The organism is Ruegeria sp. YTSC192, from assembly GCF_059609705.1.
Window position 1 is genome coordinate 553,240 of record NZ_JBXWMG010000001.1, and the last position, 17,462, is coordinate 570,701.

The 17,462-nt window shown below is 59.0% G+C and carries 19 protein-coding genes and 1 riboswitch; of the genes, 5 read left to right on the forward strand and 14 right to left on the reverse strand.

Features of this window, described 5'->3' with window-relative positions; all coding sequences use genetic code 11:
* Positions 1 to 15 precede the first annotated feature (15 nt).
* Entirely contained in the window at positions 16 to 1,572 is a 1,557-nt protein-coding gene (locus tag AC2FD8_RS02720) for a phosphate ABC transporter substrate-binding/OmpA family protein (protein WP_496853426.1), read from the forward strand.
* Positions 1,573 to 1,581: 9 nt separating this feature from the next.
* Entirely contained in the window at positions 1,582 to 2,280 is a 699-nt protein-coding gene (locus AC2FD8_RS02725) for an imm11 family protein (protein WP_496853425.1), read from the forward strand.
* Between the two features lie 111 nt (positions 2,281 to 2,391).
* On the opposite strand, the gene radC is transcribed toward AC2FD8_RS02725, so the two are convergent.
* The 13 genes from radC to dnaK form a co-directional block, all read right to left on the reverse strand.
* Complete coding sequence (radC, locus tag AC2FD8_RS02730; protein WP_170462892.1) at positions 2,392 to 3,147, reverse strand: RadC family protein; 756 nt, start codon at positions 3,145 to 3,147, stop codon at positions 2,392 to 2,394.
* A gap of 36 nt (positions 3,148 to 3,183) precedes the next feature.
* Positions 3,184 to 3,918, reverse strand: a complete 735-nt coding sequence (locus AC2FD8_RS02735; protein ID WP_496853424.1) for an ABC transporter permease — start codon at positions 3,916 to 3,918, stop codon at positions 3,184 to 3,186.
* Complete coding sequence (locus AC2FD8_RS02740; RefSeq protein WP_496853423.1) at positions 3,915 to 4,640, reverse strand: ABC transporter ATP-binding protein; 726 nt, start codon at positions 4,638 to 4,640, stop codon at positions 3,915 to 3,917. Before AC2FD8_RS02740 ends, AC2FD8_RS02735 begins: the two co-directional genes overlap by 4 nt.
* Positions 4,637 to 5,311 carry a thiaminase II gene (tenA, locus tag AC2FD8_RS02745; protein WP_496853422.1) on the reverse strand — a complete coding sequence of 225 codons (675 nt, stop codon included), beginning with the start codon at positions 5,309 to 5,311 and terminating at the stop codon, positions 4,637 to 4,639. Before tenA ends, AC2FD8_RS02740 begins: the two co-directional genes overlap by 4 nt.
* The gene (locus tag AC2FD8_RS02750; RefSeq protein ID WP_496853421.1) at positions 5,308 to 6,243 is read right to left on the reverse strand and encodes an ABC transporter substrate-binding protein; all 936 of its coding nucleotides are present in this window, start codon (positions 6,241 to 6,243) and stop codon (positions 5,308 to 5,310) included. The genes tenA and AC2FD8_RS02750 overlap by 4 nt, the downstream gene beginning before the upstream one ends.
* A 20-nt stretch (positions 6,244 to 6,263) precedes the next feature.
* Positions 6,264 to 7,226, reverse strand: coding sequence for a HesA/MoeB/ThiF family protein (locus AC2FD8_RS02755; RefSeq protein WP_496853420.1), 963 nt, complete (start codon positions 7,224 to 7,226; stop codon positions 6,264 to 6,266).
* Positions 7,223 to 7,819: a thiamine phosphate synthase gene (locus AC2FD8_RS02760; RefSeq protein ID WP_496853419.1), complete on the reverse strand. Its 597-nt coding sequence runs from the start codon at positions 7,817 to 7,819 to the stop codon at positions 7,223 to 7,225. The genes AC2FD8_RS02755 and AC2FD8_RS02760 overlap by 4 nt, the downstream gene beginning before the upstream one ends.
* Entirely contained in the window at positions 7,816 to 8,580 is a 765-nt protein-coding gene (locus AC2FD8_RS02765; protein WP_496853418.1) for a thiazole synthase, read from the reverse strand. The genes AC2FD8_RS02760 and AC2FD8_RS02765 overlap by 4 nt, the downstream gene beginning before the upstream one ends.
* 2 nt (positions 8,581 to 8,582) lie before the next feature.
* Positions 8,583 to 8,777, reverse strand: coding sequence for a sulfur carrier protein ThiS (gene thiS / locus AC2FD8_RS02770; RefSeq protein ID WP_170660915.1), 195 nt, complete (start codon positions 8,775 to 8,777; stop codon positions 8,583 to 8,585).
* Positions 8,761 to 9,738, reverse strand: coding sequence for an FAD-dependent oxidoreductase (locus AC2FD8_RS02775; protein WP_496853417.1), 978 nt, complete (start codon positions 9,736 to 9,738; stop codon positions 8,761 to 8,763). The genes thiS and AC2FD8_RS02775 overlap by 17 nt, the downstream gene beginning before the upstream one ends.
* Positions 9,735 to 10,538, reverse strand: a complete 804-nt coding sequence (gene thiD / locus AC2FD8_RS02780) for a bifunctional hydroxymethylpyrimidine kinase/phosphomethylpyrimidine kinase (protein ID WP_496853416.1) — start codon at positions 10,536 to 10,538, stop codon at positions 9,735 to 9,737. Before thiD ends, AC2FD8_RS02775 begins: the two co-directional genes overlap by 4 nt.
* A gap of 44 nt (positions 10,539 to 10,582) precedes the next feature.
* Positions 10,583 to 10,687: riboswitch (TPP riboswitch) on the reverse strand.
* 247 nt (positions 10,688 to 10,934) lie between these two features.
* Positions 10,935 to 12,083 (reverse strand): molecular chaperone DnaJ, encoded by a 1,149-nt coding sequence (gene dnaJ / locus AC2FD8_RS02785; protein WP_496853415.1) that lies wholly within the window; start codon positions 12,081 to 12,083, stop codon positions 10,935 to 10,937.
* A gap of 74 nt (positions 12,084 to 12,157) precedes the next feature.
* Positions 12,158 to 14,065: a molecular chaperone DnaK gene (gene dnaK / locus AC2FD8_RS02790; RefSeq protein ID WP_496853414.1), complete on the reverse strand. Its 1,908-nt coding sequence runs from the start codon at positions 14,063 to 14,065 to the stop codon at positions 12,158 to 12,160.
* A 214-nt stretch (positions 14,066 to 14,279) separates the two neighbouring features.
* Between dnaK and AC2FD8_RS02795 the strand changes: the two genes are divergently transcribed.
* Entirely contained in the window at positions 14,280 to 14,882 is a 603-nt protein-coding gene (locus AC2FD8_RS02795) for an alpha-ketoglutarate-dependent dioxygenase AlkB family protein (protein WP_496853413.1), read from the forward strand.
* Here AC2FD8_RS02795 and AC2FD8_RS02800 read toward each other — a convergent pair.
* Positions 14,879 to 15,700, reverse strand: coding sequence for an ABC transporter permease (locus tag AC2FD8_RS02800; RefSeq protein WP_496853412.1), 822 nt, complete (start codon positions 15,698 to 15,700; stop codon positions 14,879 to 14,881). The two genes, AC2FD8_RS02795 and AC2FD8_RS02800, sit on opposite strands and share 4 nt — an antisense overlap.
* Positions 15,701 to 15,822: 122 nt before the next feature.
* On the opposite strand from AC2FD8_RS02800, the gene cysQ reads away from it, so the two are divergent.
* Entirely contained in the window at positions 15,823 to 16,620 is a 798-nt protein-coding gene (gene cysQ, locus AC2FD8_RS02805) for a 3'(2'),5'-bisphosphate nucleotidase CysQ (protein ID WP_496853411.1), read from the forward strand.
* A complete protein-coding gene (locus tag AC2FD8_RS02810) occupies positions 16,620 to 17,420 on the forward strand; it encodes a 3-deoxy-manno-octulosonate cytidylyltransferase family protein (RefSeq protein WP_496853410.1) in 801 nt (266 codons plus the stop codon). The genes cysQ and AC2FD8_RS02810 overlap by 1 nt, the downstream gene beginning before the upstream one ends.
* Positions 17,421 to 17,462 lie beyond the last annotated feature (42 nt).

The window sequence follows — 17,462 nt, forward strand, 5'->3', positions numbered from 1 at the left end:
AGGCTCGACCTTCTCATGACACGTATTCGTGCGGCGCTGGCCGTACTGTTTTCTGTTTCGCTGGCTGTTTCAGCCGCCGCGCAGGATATCGTTCTGACATCGCATGATGGCAAGATCGAAGTCTCCGGCACTCTGCTGGGCTTTGATGGTGAATTCTACCGGGTCGACACCCAGTTCGGAGAGCTGACGGTCGATGGCTCGGGCGTCACATGCGACGGTCCCGCCTGCCCCAGCCTGACCGATTTCGTGGCCGAGGTCCGGTTCTCGGGATCATCCGTCATGGCCGAGACGGTCCTGCCCGCGCTGATCATCGGTTTCGCCCGGCAAGAGGGTCTGACAGCAACCCCGTCGCGGGTGGACGAACGCAGCTTTGCCTATGAACTGCGCCAGCCTGACCGCACGGCCCCTCTGGCCCGCCTGTTCTTTCGTGTCGGTACGACGGATCAGGGGTTTGCCGACCTCATGGAAAACGACGCCGACATCGTGATGGCGCAACGCGAAATCCGGGATGAGGAACGCAATGCGGCCGAGACCGCAGGTCTGGGCGATCTGACCAACCCCCGCCGCGCGCGGATTGTGGCGCTCGATGCAATCGTCCCGGTCGTCGCGCCAGAGAACACTGTACAGCAGATTTCGCCCGCGGATCTGGTCCGTGTTCTGTCCGGTGAGATCGCCAACTGGGCCGATCTGGAAGGGCCAGACGCTCCGATTGCCCTGCACCTTCCGGACGGCGGATCTGGCTTGTCGCAGGATGTCGAAGATCAGCTTTTGCGCCCTGCTCAGGCCGAGTTATCTGACACCGTTCTCCGACACCCGCGCAATCGCGATCTTGTTGGGGCTGTCGCCAACGACCCGTTTGCGATTGGCATCACGACTCAGGCGGCCTCGGGGCCCACCCGCCCGCTGCCTTTGGCCGGAGGCTGCGGTCATGCGCTTGCCGCGACCCGCCAGTCCATCAAGACCGAGGACTACCCGCTGACCTCTCCGATGTTCCTTTATCTGCCGCAACGCCGCCTGCCACGAATCGCGCGCCAGTTTCTGGCCTATACCCGCTCATCCGATGCGCAGATGATAATACGGCAGGCCGGATTTGTGGATCAGGCGACCGAGAACCTGCCCATTGGGCTGCAAGGGGATCGGCTCGCCAATGCCATCGTCTCCGGTGGGGCCGAGGTCGGGCTGGAAGAGCTTCAAAACATGGTCGAAACTCTGCGGCCTCTGTCTAGGTTGTCGATCTCCTTCCGGTTCGAACCGGGAAGCTCTCGCCCGGATGCGCAATCGCGGTCTAATATTCTGCAATTGGCCCAGGCGCTTGAGTCCGGCAGTTTGACCCCTCGCAAGCTTGTCTTTGCCGGGTTCAGCGACGGGGATGGAGGCGCCAGCGCCAATGCCCGGATCGCTCATCGCAGGGCACAAACGGTGCGCAATGCGGTTCTGGCCGCCATCGAGACCGAAATCCCCGACAGTATCGAGATCACGACCGAAGGCTTCGGAGAGGCGATGCCCATGGCCTGCGATGACACGGAATGGGGTCGAAAAACAAACCGCCGGGTTGAGGTTTGGGTGAACTAGAGAGTGACGATGTCGGACAGAAACTCAGGCGAAACCGCCTTTGCAATCAGTGAGGGTACAGCGCAACCGAGTGCGAACCATGTCTGGTATTTAGATGCGCGCCGCAACATGAGCATTGGGTTTGGGTTTCGCGACGAGATTTGGGAGCGAAACAACACAGATCGAACCGAGCTTTCCGCGCGCTTTAACAGAGGCGACAAGGTCGAAAGCAATGAGTTACCACCTAGGATGTGGATCGACATAGCATTTCCAGGCGATAGCAAAAGGAAGCTCCCACATATTTTCTCCGCCGGGGGCGTCCTCGCATGTTCCCAATCACTCGTAGATGCGCTGAAACCATTCGATCTTGGGCAAAGCGTCTTTTGGCCAATGTCGTTTTTCAAACATGATCGGGAAACACTATTTGAGGGTGGACCCTTCTATCTGTTTCAAATTCGCGAGATCAAGCGGGCGTTCTCAACGAAAGACTCGGTAAACTATATACCTCGTGAGTTTGATCATCAGACATTCCTCGGGCTGGTTTCTCTCACTCAAAAAGATGATGAAATTAGACTTCTAGCTTCAGCTAGTGGGGCAGACGTCTGGATCGATCCCACTCTAGGAAAGTCGATTTTTGTAAGCGATGCGGTTTATCGAGCGTTGAGAAAAACAAATCTATTAGGAAAGATAACCGCGCTGCGCTGCCCCATTCTGCCAGACTCGAACTAGATCGGAACACGGGTGCCGCCGCTCAAAGCCGGGATGCTCGCGGGCCAAAGCTTTCCTAACAAACACCTCATCCTGACCTATTGGCAACGCATCAAAACAAGACTCTACTCGTCACAAATACCCCTCGGATCGAAAGCTCAGCTCGGTTGATTTTCCGATAATCAGATGGTCGTGCAGCGTCAGCCCCAAAGCCGTGCAGGCATCCTGAATGCGGTTGGTCATGTCGATATCCGATTGCGACGGCGTCGGGTCGCCGGAGGGATGGTTATGCACCAAAATCAAGGCCGAGGCATTCAGCTCCAGCGCCCGTTTCGCCACCTCGCGCGGGTAGACCGGGACATGATCGACGGTGCCCTTCGCCTGCTCTTCATCCGCGATCATCACGTTCTTGCGGTCCAGATAGAACACGCGAAACTGCTCGATTTCTCGATGCGCCATCGTTGTGTGGCAATAGTCCAACAGAGCATCCCAGCCCGAGATCACGTGGCGCTGCATCACCCGCGCGCGGGCCATGCGATGGGCGCAGGCCTCAAGGATTTTCAGATCGGTGATGACGGTTTCCCCGACGCCCTTGATCTGACGCAACCGCTCTTCAGGTGCGGTCAGAACACGGTTGAAATCGCCGAACGTATCCATCAGCAGCCGGGCCAGAGGTTTCACATCCTGCCGTGGAATGGATCGGAACAACACCAGCTCCAGCAACTCATAATCCGGCATCGCGCCCGAGCCGCCAGACATGAACCGTTCGCGCAGCCGCTTGCGATGGTCTTTGATGTAGGAGGGTAACCGACCCGTCGGCAGCGGCTGCGCTGGCGCTTCGTCCGTATCGAATAGCATGGGGGCTTCGGCAAAGGCGTCCTGTGTCATGGGCCTCACCTTGGCGCAGAATCGGTTTCTGAAACGTTAACGCGCCTCACCGGCCATGCGGGCTGTGGCGCGGCGTATAAGCATGTGTAGCAGGATGGAAAACACGCCCAAAGTCAGCATGGCCGCAAACATCAGATCGGTCTTGGCCCGGCCGTTGGCCAGTAACATCAGGTAGCCCAACCCTTGGGACGACCCGACCCATTCGCCAATCACCGCGCCAATCGGCGCATAGACCGCAGCCAACCGCATCCCCGAGGCCAGCGAAGGCAGCGCCGCCGGGATACGGATGTGCCACAGGACCGAACGCGGGCTAGCCTGCATCGTACGCGCCAGATCGAGGTACCCGGGCGGGGTCCGCATCAGACCGTCAAAGAAGGATGAGGTAATCGGAAAGTAGATGATCAGCACCGCCATCGCGACCTTCGACCAAAGGCCATAGCCCAGCCACAGGGTCAGCAGCGGCGCCAGCGCAAAGACCGGCAGAGCCTGCGTGAAAACCAGCATCGGCTGCACCAGCACCCGTGCGGCCCGCGAATTGGCCAGTTGCAGCGCGGTGACGACGCCTAGAACGGTTCCCACCGCCAGGCCGATCACGACCTCAACCGCGGTAATCCAGGTATGTTCCGCAATCACCCAGCGGTTCTGCCACCAGGTTTCGGCTACAAGCGCCGGGCCGGGCAGGATGAACTTGGGCAGGCCGGTCAGGCTGACAATCGTCTGCCAGACAGCCAGAGCGAACAAGGTTGCAGCGAGGGCAGAGAGGAATTTCATGCCGCCTCTCTCAGCAGTTTCAGCAGCGCGCCTTGGGTTTCCAATGTCTCCAGATCATCCACATGGCGCGGCGCGGGCGCGGCAGGTGGGGCGCACGGGGTCAGCCCTTGCTGCGTCATCACGACGATGGATTGGCCCAGACGCGCGGCCTCGGCCGGGTCGTGGGTCACCAGAAGAACCGTCCGCCCCTGCAGCGCCTCGGCGGCCAGGTCCTGCATGTCGGCGCGGGTGCGCGCATCGAGGGCCGAGAATGGCTCATCCAACAGCACGATGGGGCGATCCTCCATCAGGGTCCGCGCCAAGGCGACGCGCTGTCGTTGGCCACCCGACAGTTCCGACGGCTTTTTGGCCATATGGTCTTGCAGGCGCATCCGTTCGATCAGACGGTCCCGGCGATCCAGATCCGGTTTCTCACCCCGCAACCGTGCGCCGAGCGAGACGTTTTGCGCCACTGTCGCCCAAGGCAGCAGCAGGTCATCCTGCGCCATATAGGCCACGCGGGTCGGGACCGTTTGGCCATCGCTGGCCAAGGTCTGGCCGGTGAAAGCCGCGCCCGTTTCCAACCCGGCGATCAGGCGCAGAACGGTGGTTTTGCCAACGCCCGATCCGCCCAACAGACACGTCCACTGCCCCGCCCCAAGGGTCAGGGTCAGCGGTGCGAACAAGGGCGTATCGCCGATGCTCGCGTGTCCGCTGATGGTAAGATCGGGCGCCAGGGTCATGGGGTCAGACCCATTTGCCAGAAATTGACCTCCAGAGCTGTGGCTGTCTTGAACGTCTCGCAGAGACGACTCCAGCGCGGAGAGGCCTCGAAATCCGCACCAATCCTGCGTGTTAGAGCCGAATCCAGCAATTCTCCAACCGCTTTGCACGCACCTTGATAGTCGTCACCGGCATAGGTGTTGATCCAGTCACGATACGCCTCAGATGTGACCTCGGAGGCCAGCCGTGACCCGATTTCCCCGTACCCCATCACACAGGGCGCAAGCGCTGCCAACAGGTCCAACAGATCGCCGCTATACCCGGCCTCAAGCACGAAGCGCGTATAAGCCAAATTTTCAGCACGTTCAGGGGTCGCAAACAGCTCCTCCTGAGAGATACCAGCCGCTTCGCAGATCCCGATATGCAGCTGCATCTCTTCTGCGACCAAGGCGTTCACAGTGCCCACAGCCGTCAGCATCTCTTCATGCGTTTCCGATTTCACCACCGCCAGCGCCCAGGCGCGACTGAAATGGATCAGGAACACATAATCCTGACGCAGGTAGTGCAGGAACGCCTCGCGGGGCAGAGAGCCGTCCTTCATCCCTTCGACAAAGGCGTGGCGGGTGAAATCCTGCCACGGCCCCTGCGCCGCATCCCGCATCAGCGTGAAGGCTTTGCCATAGTCGCTCATTGCGCGGTCACGTCGATTGTGATGTCGCTGACCGGAAGAACGCTGTCGATCATGCCGCTTTCGTTCAGGAAGGTCTCGAACCGGGCGTAGCGGCCTGCATCAAAACCCGCCGGGCGCAGAGCAAAGCGCGGCAGAGTGTCGACCCATGCGCGGGCGTTCAGCTCATCCTGCAACTCGGGCGAGGTCGCGGCGAAAATCTCCCAGCTTTTTTCCGGGTTGTTGACGATATACTGGGTCGCTTTTTCAGTCGCGGCCAGAAAACGCGCGATCTTGTCCTTATCCATCGTCTCAGGATTGGCGACGTAGATCAGTTCATCGTAGGACGGAACGCCTTCTTCCTCGATATAGAAGCAGGTGCCGGGGCGGCCTTCGATATCCATCTGGTTCAACTCGAAGTTCCGATAGGCGCCGATCACCGCATCCACCTGACCGGTCATCAGCGACGGCGAGAGCGAGAAGTTCACGTTGATCAGTTCAACATCTTCCAGCGCCACGCCATATTTGCCCAGCACGGTGGTCAGAACAGCCTCTTCCACACCAGCGACCGAGAAGCCGATTTTCTTGCCCTTCAGGTCCGCAGGCGACTTGATCGGGCCGTCTTCCAGAACCAGCAGACAGTTCAGAGGAGTCGCAACCAGCGTGCCGACACGTTTCAGCGGCAGGCCTTCATGAATCTGCAGGTGCAGCTGCGGCTGATAGGATACGGCCAGTTCGGCCTGACCAGCGGCCACCAGACGCGGCGGGGCAGAGGGATCAGCGGGCGGAACGATCTCAACCTCGAGGCCCTGCTCGGCGAAATAGCCGTTTTCCTGCGCCACGATGATGGGCCCATGATCGGGATTGATGAACCAATCCAGCAGAACGGTCATCTTGTCTTCGGCCCAGGCCGGCGCAGCGGCCAGAATGGCGATGGCTGTCATCAGCTTTTTCATGTCTCGCGTTTCCTTTTCATTCACGAGGTTGAGGCCGCGACGAGGACAATCTCGCCCGGCCAGTCCGGTTCAATCTGTTCAGCCGCACGCCAGGCGCGCAGGCCGGTTGCACAGCACAAAGCCAGCCTTTTTGCTTTGTTAGGCTCTGATTTAAGGTGTTCCACGCTTAGGCGACGTGCCAGAGGGTGGATGGGTTGAGGGGCTTCGTCTTCACCCCGAAACTCAACAATCACATCATCTGAGGACAGCTGCGAGGCGGCAACGAAGGCAAAGGACTGCTCAGGCTCAGGTGCTGCGTCAAAACGGAAGCTGGAGCTTCGGAAGGTCTTGGCATCCACCTGCACCATCTGGCCAAGGGGCGACGGGTCGAGACCCAGGATCAAAGCCAACGCCATCTGCGCCTGCATCGCGCCGATCATGCCCACGACCGGCCCTAGCACACCTGCCGTGGCACAGCTCGCCCCGCTGGTCGGGGCCTCGGGGAAAACGGCCCGCAGCGAAGGCGCACCGCCGCAGAACGCGCCCACATAGCCAGAAAGGCCCAACACCGAGGCGCTGACCAGTGGTTTGCCCAAGGTCAGGCAGATATCCGACAAGGTGTAGCTGGCGGCATAGCTGTCCGCACAGTCGAGGATCAGATCGGCCTGTGAAACAAAACCAGCCGCATTTTCACTTGTTAGAGCCTGTTTTTGCGCGACAACGTTGATATCAGAATTCAAAGCACGACAACGATCGGCTGCAACTTCGGCTTTTGGGCGTCCGCAATCGATCTCGGTAAACAGCGTCTGTCGATGCAGGTTCGACAGCGCCACCTCATCCGCATCAAGGATCGTCAGATACCCAACGCCCGCCCCGGCCAGCAAAGGCAGGACCGGAGCCGACAAACCGCCCGCCCCAACAACCAAAACCCGCGCCTTGGACAGGCGCGCCTGCCCTTCGGCCCCGACCTCGGGCAGGATCATCTGGCGGGCGTAGCGGCTCATCTGGTGGCCTCGATCCATTGGCGCACCCGCGCCTCGGGATCGGCGTTGAGGGTGATATCTGTCACGACCGAGACGATATCAGCCCCCGCCTCAAGCACGCCAGGCGCGCGTTCGACGCTCATACCGCCGATCCCGACCAGAGGGATATCGCCCAGACGGGCTTTCCATTCGGTGACGCGCGGCAGGCCCTGCTGCTCCCACTTCATCTTTTTAAGGATCGTCGGATAGACTGGCCCCAGCGCGACATAGTCGGGGTTCATGGCCAGAACGCGCTCTAGCTCATCATCGTCATGGGTGGAAACGCCCAGCTTTAGACCCGCTTTTCGGATCGCTTTGAGGTCGGCGTCATCCAGATCTTCCTGCCCCAGATGAATCCAGTCGCACCCCGCATCTATCGCAGCCTGCCAGTAGTCGTTCACCACCAGAACCGCACCATGCTGAGTGCACAGATCGCGAGAGGTCGCGATCTCGGCCCGGACAACATCGTCCGGCTGATCCTTCATGCGCAACTGCACCAGCTTTACACCCAAGGGCAGCATCCGCCGCAGCCAGTCGGAGGTGTCAAAGATCGGGTAGAAACGGTCCAAGCTCATGACAGGAACGCCTTTCCAACAACAGGGGTTGAGGGTTCGGCCATGTCGCGGGCCTCGATCGGGTCGGCCTGATGGGCCAGCTGCCCGGCCTCAACCGCGCGCATCATGGCCTTTGCCATCAGCGCTGGATCACCGGCGCGAGCAACGGCTGTGTTCAGCAATACCGCGTCATAGCCCAGCTCCATTGCGTGGGCCGCATGGCTGGGTAGGCCGATCCCGGCATCAACCACCAGCGGAACATCCGGAAACTCGGCCCGCATCGCGCGCAGGGCGTATTCATTGTTCAACCCCCGGCCCGAGCCGATGGGCGCACCCCAGGGCATCAGAACCTCGCAGCCAGCCTCAAGCAACCGCTCACCCACGATCAGGTCGTCGGTGGTGTATGGGAAGACCTCGAACCCGTCCTCGGTCAGGATGCGCGCGGCCTCGACCAGTTGGAAGACGTCAGGTTGCAAACTGTCGGTATGGCCGATCAGCTCCAGCTTGATCCACTTAGTCTCAAACACTTCGCGGGCCATATGCGCGGTGGTTACCGCCTCTTTCACCGTGTGGCATCCAGCCGTGTTGGGCAGCACCAGCACCCCCAGATCGCGGATCATCTGCCAAAAGGTCTGCCCGGCCCCCGATTCCCGCCGCAGAGAGACCGTCGCCACGCCCGCGCCGCTGTCACGGAATGCCTGTTCGAGGATTGCAGGGCTGGGATACTGCGCGGTGCCCAGCATCAGCGGGTTGGGCAGATCGGCGCCATAGAAGCTTTTCATCCTTACCCTCCTTGCATCGGCGACAGGATTTCGACCCGGTCACCTTCGGACAGGGCATGGGCAATGCGCAGACTGGAGGGGACGAATTCCTCGTTCACCGCCGTTGCGACACGGCCCGAGAAACCGCATTCATCTAGCAGCTCTGCCAAGGTGGAGGCCTTTACCTCCTTGGGGTCGCCATTAAGCACGATCTTCATCGACCATCTCCGAATGTTTGTTTTCAAGCGCCAGATCAGCCACTCCTTGCGCCAATGCAGGGGCCAACAGGTAGCCATGGCGGTAGAGGCCGTTGGCATAGATCGTCCGGCCCAAGCGCCGGATGCGCGGCAGGTTGTCGGGAAAGGCAGGGCGCAGATCGACGCCGATCTCCAGCACCTCAGCCTCACCAAAGGCCGGGTTCAGAGCGTAGGCGGCGCTAAGCAGTTCAAGCATCGAACGCGCGGTGATCCGGCTACTGTCTTCGCTTTCGATCATGGTCGCGCCCAGCATGTAAATGCCCTCATCGCGCGGCACGATGTAAAGGGGCATCCGCGGATGCAACAGACGCACAGGACGGTTCAGCGTCACGTCTGGGCAACGCACAACCAGCATCTCACCCTTCACACCGCGCAAGTCATGCAGGTATTCGCGCGCATGCAACCCCCGGCAGTCGATAGCGTTTTCCAACTGCGCAGGTGCGAGTTTACGGTGGAATTCTACGCCTTTGTCTTTAAGGCCCCGGTGCAGGTCCAACAACGCCTGACGGGGGTCAAGATGCGCTTCCTGGTCGAAGTACAACCCCTTTCCGAATCCATGCAAATCAGGCTCTAAATCAGCAATATTTGCCCGATCAACTTCGGAATAGGAATTCGTCCGCCGGGCAAATCTGCGTAAATCCGGAATGTCCCTCGCGTTGGCCACGACCAGAGTACCACATCGTAGCACCTGCGTTCTGGACGCCCACCAGTCGATTGCAGATTGACCCAGCCTGAGGACCGGTTCCTCGGCATTTTCATACTCGCACCACGGGGCCAGCATACCCCCCGCCCACCACGAGCATCCATGCGGACCCGGAGGGCCGCCAGGATCAAAAACCTGCACCCTTGCCCCGCGCGAGACCAGCTCGGACGCGACGGCCAAACCGGCAACCCCGGCCCCCATGACGGACCAGAGGGTCATGCAGGCCAAATCCGATAGAAATGATGCACAGGCCCGTGCCCTGCGCCGATCTTCAGCTCATCCGCCCGCGCGATGGCGCCCTGCAGATATTCATGCGCCTGCGCCACGGCATCGACAAGCGTCAGGCCCTTAGCCAAGCCAGCAGCGATGGAAGAAGACAGTGTGCAGCCCGTGCCATGGGTATTGCTGGTGTTTCTCCGAGGGGCCTGAAGTTCAGAAATCACCCCGGTTTCGTCGATCAGCAGATCATGGCAGACCTCGCCTTTGCCATGACCACCTTTCATCAGAACCGCTTTTGCGCCCAGCGCACAAAGGGTTTTCCCCTGCTCCGCCATCGCCTCAGGCGTGTCGGCCTCACCTTGATCCAACAAACACGCCGCCTCGGGTAGATTGGGTGTCAGAACGGTCGCACAGGGCAGCAGAACATCGCGCAGGGTTTGAACAGCCTCATCAGCCAGTAAGGCATCACCAGATTTCGCAATCATCACCGGGTCTACTACGACAGGCCCTTGAAACCCGGAAATCCCTTGCGCCACGGTCTCAATAATATCAGGCGTTGCGAGCATCCCGATTTTGATCGCGCACACGTCTAAATCGTTCAGGACCGCTTCGATCTGGGCGGAGATAACCTCGGACGGAATTCCATGCACAGCGGTGACTGCCCGCGTGTTCTGAGCGGTGACGGCGGTAATCACGCTGGCCCCGAAGACACCCAAAGCTGACATTGCCTTGAGATCGGCCTGAATCCCCGCGCCGCCGCCGCTGTCGGATCCTGCTATGGTCAAGGCGATAGGTGCCACGTCGTTGCTCCATCTATTTTGGGCAACCGGGCATGGAAAACGTCTGTTTGCTTTAGACCGTTCCCTACGCCGGAATTGCCCGGATCAGGTTCGATGGGTTAGCGCATGCGCTTCTCAGCCCTTTGACAAGGGCACCCCAACGGTTGGCGCGGACAATCTCAGGGCAATCCGAAAAAATCAAGCCTTATTCCGATGGGTTCGACGGTCCCAACAAAAAAACGTGGCCCGTTCAGGATTCAGCGAGGCTCTGCCTCGCGCTCCGAGGTATTTTTGGCCAGATGAAGTACAGGATCCCATATTCATCTGGCTGGAAATACCTCGGGGGAGGCGCCCGAAGGGCGGCGGGGGCAGAGCCCCCAAAGCGAACAGGCCGCCTCAAACGGAACGGCCTGCGGTTTAGTTTTTCATCCCGTCCCAAAAGGACTTAACGGATGAGAAAAAGCTTTTTGATTCTGGATGGTTATCCTCACCCAAGTCATCAAACTCACGCAAGAGCTCTTTCTGGCGAGAAGTGAGGTTGACCGGTGTTTCCACAGCCAGTTCGATGAACATGTCGCCGATGCCACCGCCTCGCAACGCAGGCATACCCTTTCCGCGCAGGCGCATCTGGCGACCGGATTGGCTGCCCGCCGGGATCTGCACCCGTCCGCGCCCGCCATCAATGGTCGGCACCTCGATAGACCCGCCCAGTGCGGCTTTGGCCATGCTGACAGGCACGCGGCAATAGAGGTTCACACTGTCACGTTCGAACAGTTTGTGTTCCGAGACCTCAACAAAGATATAGAGATCACCCGGAGGACCACCGCGCATACCGGCCTCACCCTCACCCGCCAGGCGGATGCGCGTACCGGTTTCAACACCTGCCGGGATGTTTACCGACAGGGCGCGCTCTTTTTCCACACGACCCGCGCCATTGCAGGATTTACAGGGGTTCTTGATGATCTGTCCAAGACCCGAACAGGTCGGACAAGTCCGCTCAACGGTAAAGAACCCTTGCTGCGCACGAACTTTACCCATGCCAGAGCAAGTTGGGCATGTCGTCGGTTCAACACCACCCTCAGCGCCCGAGCCATCACAGGCCGAGCAAGCCACGGCGGCAGGAACGTTGACGGTTTTCTGCAGGCCTGAAAACGCCTCTTCCAGGGTCACGCGCAGGTTGTAACGCAGGTCGGACCCGCGTGCCGCGCGACGTCCACCGCCGCCGCCACGTTGACCGCCCATGAAATCGCCAAACAGGTCATCGAAAACGTCCGAGAACGCGTTGGAGAAGTCGCCCTGCCCAAAGCCGCCACCCGAACGACCACCGCCGCCCATACCGTTTTCGAAAGCGGCGTGACCAAAGCGGTCGTAAGCGGCTCTACGTTCGGCATCCTTCAGAACATCGTAAGCTTCGTTCGCTTCTTTGAACTGTGCCTCGGCATCGGGGTTGTCTTTGTTGCGGTCCGGATGCAATTCCTTGGCTTTCTTGCGAAAACCTTTCTTGATCTCATCCGCAGATGCGCCCTTGGCTACGCCAAGCACATCATAATAGTCGCGTTTTGACATCAGTTTTCCCTTCTGCCTCAACGTAATCGGGCCGGCCCGGCAAGCGGACCGACCCAGATTGGCCCGGTTACCGGTTACTTACGCTTGTCGTCGTCCAGATCTTCGAACTCAGCGTCGACAATGTCATCATCCACAGGACCCGCATCTGCGGCTGCAGGCTCTTCCTCGCCCTCTTCGGCCTGCGCCTTGTAGATGGCTTCGCCCAGCTTCATGGCAGCCTCAGTAACGTTCTGGATGCCAGATTTGATCTTGTCGGCGTTCTCGGTTTCCAGCTCGTCCTTCAGCGCGGCAATTGCCAGCTCGATGGCTTCGATGGTGGTCGGATCAACCTTGTCGGAATGCTCCTCCATCGACTTCTCGGTCGAGTGGATGAGGCTTTCCGCCTGGTTTTTCGCCTCGATCAGCTCGCGGCGTTCCTTATCGGCTTCCGCGTTCTCTTCGGCGTCTTTGACCATCTTGTCGATGTCCTCATCGGACAGACCGCCCGATGCCTGAATGGTGATCTTCTGCTCTTTGCCGGTGCCTTTGTCCTTGGCCGAAACCGAGACAATGCCGTTGGCGTCGATATCAAAAGTCACCTCGATCTGCGGCATGCCGCGCGGCGCGGGCGGAATGTCTTCAAGGTTGAACTGACCCAGGATCTTGTTGTCCGCGGCCATTTCGCGTTCACCTTGGAAACAACGAATGGTCACCGCGTTCTGGTTGTCCTCGGCGGTCGAGAAGACCTGAGACTTTTTCGTCGGGATCGTGGTGTTACGGTCGATCAGGCGGGTGAACACGCCACCCAGCGTCTCAATCCCCAGCGACAGCGGGGTCACGTCCAGCAGTACCACATCTTTCACGTCGCCTTGCAGAACACCGGCCTGAATGGCGGCGCCCATGGCAACAACTTCGTCAGGGTTCACACCTTTGTGGGGCTCTTTGCCGAAGAATTTGGTGACCTCTTCGATCACTTTCGGCATCCGGGTCATACCACCGACCAGAACAACTTCGTCCACGTCAGCAGCCGACAGACCGGCGTCTTTCAGAGCAGCGGCGCAAGGCTTCATCGACTTCTTGATCAGGTCTCCAACCAGCGATTCCAGCTTGGCGCGGGTCAGTTTCATGACCATGTGCAGCGGCTGACCGTTCGATCCCATCGAGATGAACGGCTGGTTGATTTCGGTCTGCGAAGTCGACGACAACTCGATCTTGGCTTTTTCAGCGGCTTCTTTCAGGCGCTGCAGGGCCATTTTGTCTTGCGACAGGTCGACACCGTGTTCCTTTTTGAACTCATCCGCCAGATAGTTGACGATGCGCATGTCAAAGTCTTCACCACCCAGGAAGGTGTCGCCATTGGTCGACTTAACTTCGAACAGGCCGTCGTCGATTTCCAGAATGGTCACGTCGAAGGTACCACCACCAAGGTCATAGACCGCGATGGTTTGGGTTTCTTCTTTGTCCAGACCATAGGCCAGCGCAGCGGCTGTCGGTTCGTTGATGATCCGCAGCACTTCCAGACCGGCGATTTTACCGGCGTCTTTGGTGGCCTGACGTTGAGCATCGTTGAAATAGGCCGGAACGGTGATGACCGCCTGCGTGACTTCCTCACCCAGATAGCTTTCTGCGGTTTCCTTCATCTTGCCCAGAGTGAAGGCCGAGATCTGGCTTGGGGAGTACTTTTCACCGCGGGCTTCCACCCACGCGTCGCCATTGCCACCATTGACGATGGCAAACGGCACCATTTTCTTGTCTTTTTCGACTTCGGCATCATCCACACGACGACCGATCAGACGCTTGACGCCAAAAATCGTGTTGTCGGGGTTGGTGACCGCCTGACGTTTTGCAGGCTGACCGACCAGTCGCTCATCTTCGGTGAAGGCGACGATCGAGGGCGTGGTCCGCGCCCCTTCGGCGTTTTCGATGACCTTCGGCTGCGAGCCGTCCATGATCGCAACACACGAGTTGGTGGTGCCGAGGTCAATCCCGATTACTTTTCCCATATTTTCAATCCCTTTCTCTTCAAGGCGATGTCCCGAGGGCCGGACCCGTTTTGGCATCCCGTCCCCGATCTGATGTGCGCGACAGCACTACACCATCGCGCGTCTCGGCGTATATAAGGGCCGCACCACAGGCCTGCAAGCGTTCTGAATTGCAGGTTTTCGGGAATCTGCGGCCTTTTTGGGCAAGGATTTGGTAAGGAATGGGGAATCCGGCATGACTCGGCTGCATTTACGGGGATTTGAGATCAGGAAGGGCTATCTGAACAGTGTCGCCCAGATCCGATTGATCGACGCGCTGCGTCCGATTCTGAAATCTGCTCCCCTGTTTCGCCCCGTGACACCATCAGGCAAAGAAATGTCGGTGCGCATGACCTCGGCCGGGGATTTGGGATGGGTGACGGACAAGACGGGCTACCGCTATCAGGGGCAACATCCCAAGGGCATGGACTGGCCAGTGATACCAGAACCCGTCCTTGCGATCTGGCAGGATCTGGTGGGGATTGATCGCGCACCGGATTGCTGCCTGATCAACTACTATGGTGAAGACGCGAAGATGGGCCTGCATCAGGACAAGGATGAGGCCGATTTTTCATGGCCTGTTCTGTCGGTCTCACTCGGTGATGACGCGCTGTTCCGCATCGGCAACTCAACACGCGGAGGCAAAACAGAATCCCTCTGGCTGAACTCGGGCGATGTGGTGATCATGGGTGGCCCGGCGCGATTGACCTATCATGGCGTAGATCGCATCCGGTTCAAATCATCCAAACTGCTGCCCAAGGGCGGGCGGATCAACCTGACCCTGCGTGTTGCGCGCTAGCGGCGCGCGTTCCAGCTTTGCGAGACGTGTTTCTTGGTGAAGAAGACGCCCAACAGGCCGATCATCACCAGTGCAACCCCAACCCAGACCGCATATTCCCAACTTGTGTTGCGCGGGTAATAATTGCGGAAAACGTAGCCGCGGCATTGGTCGATCAAATGAAACAGCGGGTTCCAGGCAAACAGGGTCAACATGTAACCACCCAATGCATTGGCCAGAAACATCTTGCCCGAAAAGATCATCTGCAACCGTCGGTACACTGTCGTCAAAATCTCTGACGTCATTGGAAACCAAGGCCTAAGGGCCATCAACACCAACCCCACCGCGCATCCGGTGAACCACGCCAGAACAACCATCGCAAAGGCGGCGCCAGGCTCTTCGATCACCAAGGGCTTCACGGCCGCATGGTAAAGGAACAGAATGACGAACATCGTCACCATCATATTATAGAGAATGCCAAAAGCTGTCGCGAGAATCGTGATCATCATGTTCATTGGTGAATGCAGCATCATCGGGTTGTTTCCCGTTCCGATGCTCGCAATCCGTTTCACGGATTTGATGTGCAGCAGAAACAGGAACACGCCTGACAGAAGATACAGAACAAAGTCACCGCGTACTTTGGCAACGCGTGTGCCCAAAAAGGACATGATCAGGTAAAATACCATCACCATCACAAGGACCTGAACGACACTGCGTACAATTGCCACGACAGCATTGGAATGCTGAGATCGGATGTTGCGCACAACGGCATGAAATATCAGCTCGGCCGTGGTAAACGCACCACCCAGCAGGGTTTTGTTATTCCTGAAATAGAACACGTGTCGGGTCTTTCCTGCTCTGTTGACCTCAGTCTTTCACGAATACCTTGCCGTTCGGTAACCAGCACATCATAAGTCCGTCACAACATTCGATCAATAAACCACCAAATCGGAGCTTTTTTGTGACCTACGACGCCCTTATCCCCGTCATCCGGCGGCTGGCACTGGAAGCCGGTGACAAGATCATGGAGATTTACAACTCGGACACGTTCGATGTGAAGGTCAAATCCGACGAAAGCCCCGTGACCGAGGCTGATGAGGCCGCCGATGCGCTGATCTCGGCGGGTCTGCGCGCTGCGTTCCCTGACATTCTTTTGGTAACCGAGGAACAGGCCGCTTCGCATTCCGAGAAAGGCGAAACCTTCCTGATCGTTGATCCGCTGGACGGCACCAAGGAATTCATCAACAGGCGCGGCGACTTTACGGTCAATATCGCGCTGGTCGAGAACGGCACCCCGACACGCGGCGTCGTCTATGCCCCTGCGCGCGGTCGCATGTTCTACACCCAAGCCGACGGTCAATCGGTAGAAGAAACCGGCGCATTGGACAAAGTCCAAGCCGGGGAAACCACACCGATTTCAGTCTCTAATCCAGACAATTCTGCCCTTTTGATCGTCGCATCCAAATCGCACCGGGATCAGGCAACCGAGGATTACATAAACAAATATCACGTGCGGGACAGCAAGAGCGCGGGCTCGTCCCTCAAGTTCTGTCTGGTCGCAACGGGCGAGGCGGATCTCTACCCGCGGGTCGGGCGCACGATGGAGTGGGACACCGCCGCCGGGCATGCCGTTCTGGCCGGGGCCGGTGGTCAGGTGGTCCGGTTCGATGACCACATGCCCTTGACTTACGGCAAGGACGGCTATGCAAACCCGTTCTTCATCGCCTACGCTCCGGGTGTTGAGTTGAAGGAAGCCTGATGTCTGTTCTGATCGCCATTCCCGCCCGCTACGCCTCATCCCGTTATCCGGGCAAGCCTTTGGTACCGTTGACCGGCGCGACGGGCAAATCCATGACACTGATCGAACGCTCCTGGCGCGCGGCCAAGTCTGTGTCAGGCGTGGACAAGGTGGTTGTCGCCACAGACGACAACCGCATCCGCGATGCCGCCGAAGGGTTCGGGGCCGAGGTCGTGATGACCTCGGAAAACTGCCAGAATGGCACCGAACGCTGTGCCGAAGCGCATGAGGCTTTGGGCAGCAGCTATGAGATCATCGTGAACCTGCAAGGCGACGCACCGCTGACGCCGCATTGGTTTGTCGAGGATCTGATCTCGGGCCTGCGCGCCGCGCCCGAGGCCGGTGTCGCCACACCTGTTCTGCGCTGCGACGGAGACGCGCTGAACAGTCTGCTCAATGATCGCAAACACGGGCGCGTCGGTGGCACGACTGCCGTTTTTGCCAGCGATAACAGCGCGATGTACTTCTCGAAAGAGGTGGTGCCCTTCACCGCTGACAGCTATTCGGGTACGGATCTGACACCGGTGTTTCACCATGTCGGCGTCTATGCCTACCGACCGGATGCGTTGGCGGCCTATCCCAACTGGTCCACCGGCCCCCTAGAGCAACTGGAAGGGCTGGAACAACTGCGGTTCATGGAAAACGGTCGCAAGGTTCTATGCGTCGAGGTCGAAGCCAAAGGCCGCCAGTTCTGGGAGCTGAACAACCCTCAGGACGTGCCCAAGATCGAGGCAATGATGGTAGATATGGGTCTGGAGTGACCCGTTTTCCCCCTGACCAAGCCGGTCACATTGGCCTAAGAA

Bases quoted from the DNA above. Each gene is read 5' to 3' on its own strand.
- AC2FD8_RS02720 (WP_496853426.1), top strand. From the start codon at position 16: ATGACACGTATTCGTGCGGCGCTGGCCGTACTGTTTTCTGTTTCGCTG.
- AC2FD8_RS02725 (WP_496853425.1), top strand. From the start codon at position 1,582: ATGTCGGACAGAAACTCAGGCGAAACCGCCTTTGCAATCAGTGAGGGT.
- radC (WP_170462892.1), bottom strand. From the start codon at position 3,147: ATGACACAGGACGCCTTTGCCGAAGCCCCCATGCTATTCGATACGGAC.
- AC2FD8_RS02735 (WP_496853424.1), bottom strand. From the start codon at position 3,918: ATGAAATTCCTCTCTGCCCTCGCTGCAACCTTGTTCGCTCTGGCTGTC.
- AC2FD8_RS02740 (WP_496853423.1), bottom strand. From the start codon at position 4,640: ATGACCCTGGCGCCCGATCTTACCATCAGCGGACACGCGAGCATCGGC.
- tenA (WP_496853422.1), bottom strand. From the start codon at position 5,311: ATGAGCGACTATGGCAAAGCCTTCACGCTGATGCGGGATGCGGCGCAG.
- AC2FD8_RS02750 (WP_496853421.1), bottom strand. From the start codon at position 6,243: ATGAAAAAGCTGATGACAGCCATCGCCATTCTGGCCGCTGCGCCGGCC.
- AC2FD8_RS02755 (WP_496853420.1), bottom strand. From the start codon at position 7,226: ATGAGCCGCTACGCCCGCCAGATGATCCTGCCCGAGGTCGGGGCCGAA.
- AC2FD8_RS02760 (WP_496853419.1), bottom strand. From the start codon at position 7,819: ATGAGCTTGGACCGTTTCTACCCGATCTTTGACACCTCCGACTGGCTG.
- AC2FD8_RS02765 (WP_496853418.1), bottom strand. From the start codon at position 8,580: ATGAAAAGCTTCTATGGCGCCGATCTGCCCAACCCGCTGATGCTGGGC.
- thiS (WP_170660915.1), bottom strand. From the start codon at position 8,777: ATGAAGATCGTGCTTAATGGCGACCCCAAGGAGGTAAAGGCCTCCACC.
- AC2FD8_RS02775 (WP_496853417.1), bottom strand. From the start codon at position 9,738: ATGACCCTCTGGTCCGTCATGGGGGCCGGGGTTGCCGGTTTGGCCGTC.
- dnaJ (WP_496853415.1), bottom strand. From the start codon at position 12,083: ATGTCAAAACGCGACTATTATGATGTGCTTGGCGTAGCCAAGGGCGCA.
- dnaK (WP_496853414.1), bottom strand. From the start codon at position 14,065: ATGGGAAAAGTAATCGGGATTGACCTCGGCACCACCAACTCGTGTGTT.
- AC2FD8_RS02795 (WP_496853413.1), top strand. From the start codon at position 14,280: ATGACTCGGCTGCATTTACGGGGATTTGAGATCAGGAAGGGCTATCTG.
- AC2FD8_RS02810 (WP_496853410.1), top strand. From the start codon at position 16,620: ATGTCTGTTCTGATCGCCATTCCCGCCCGCTACGCCTCATCCCGTTAT.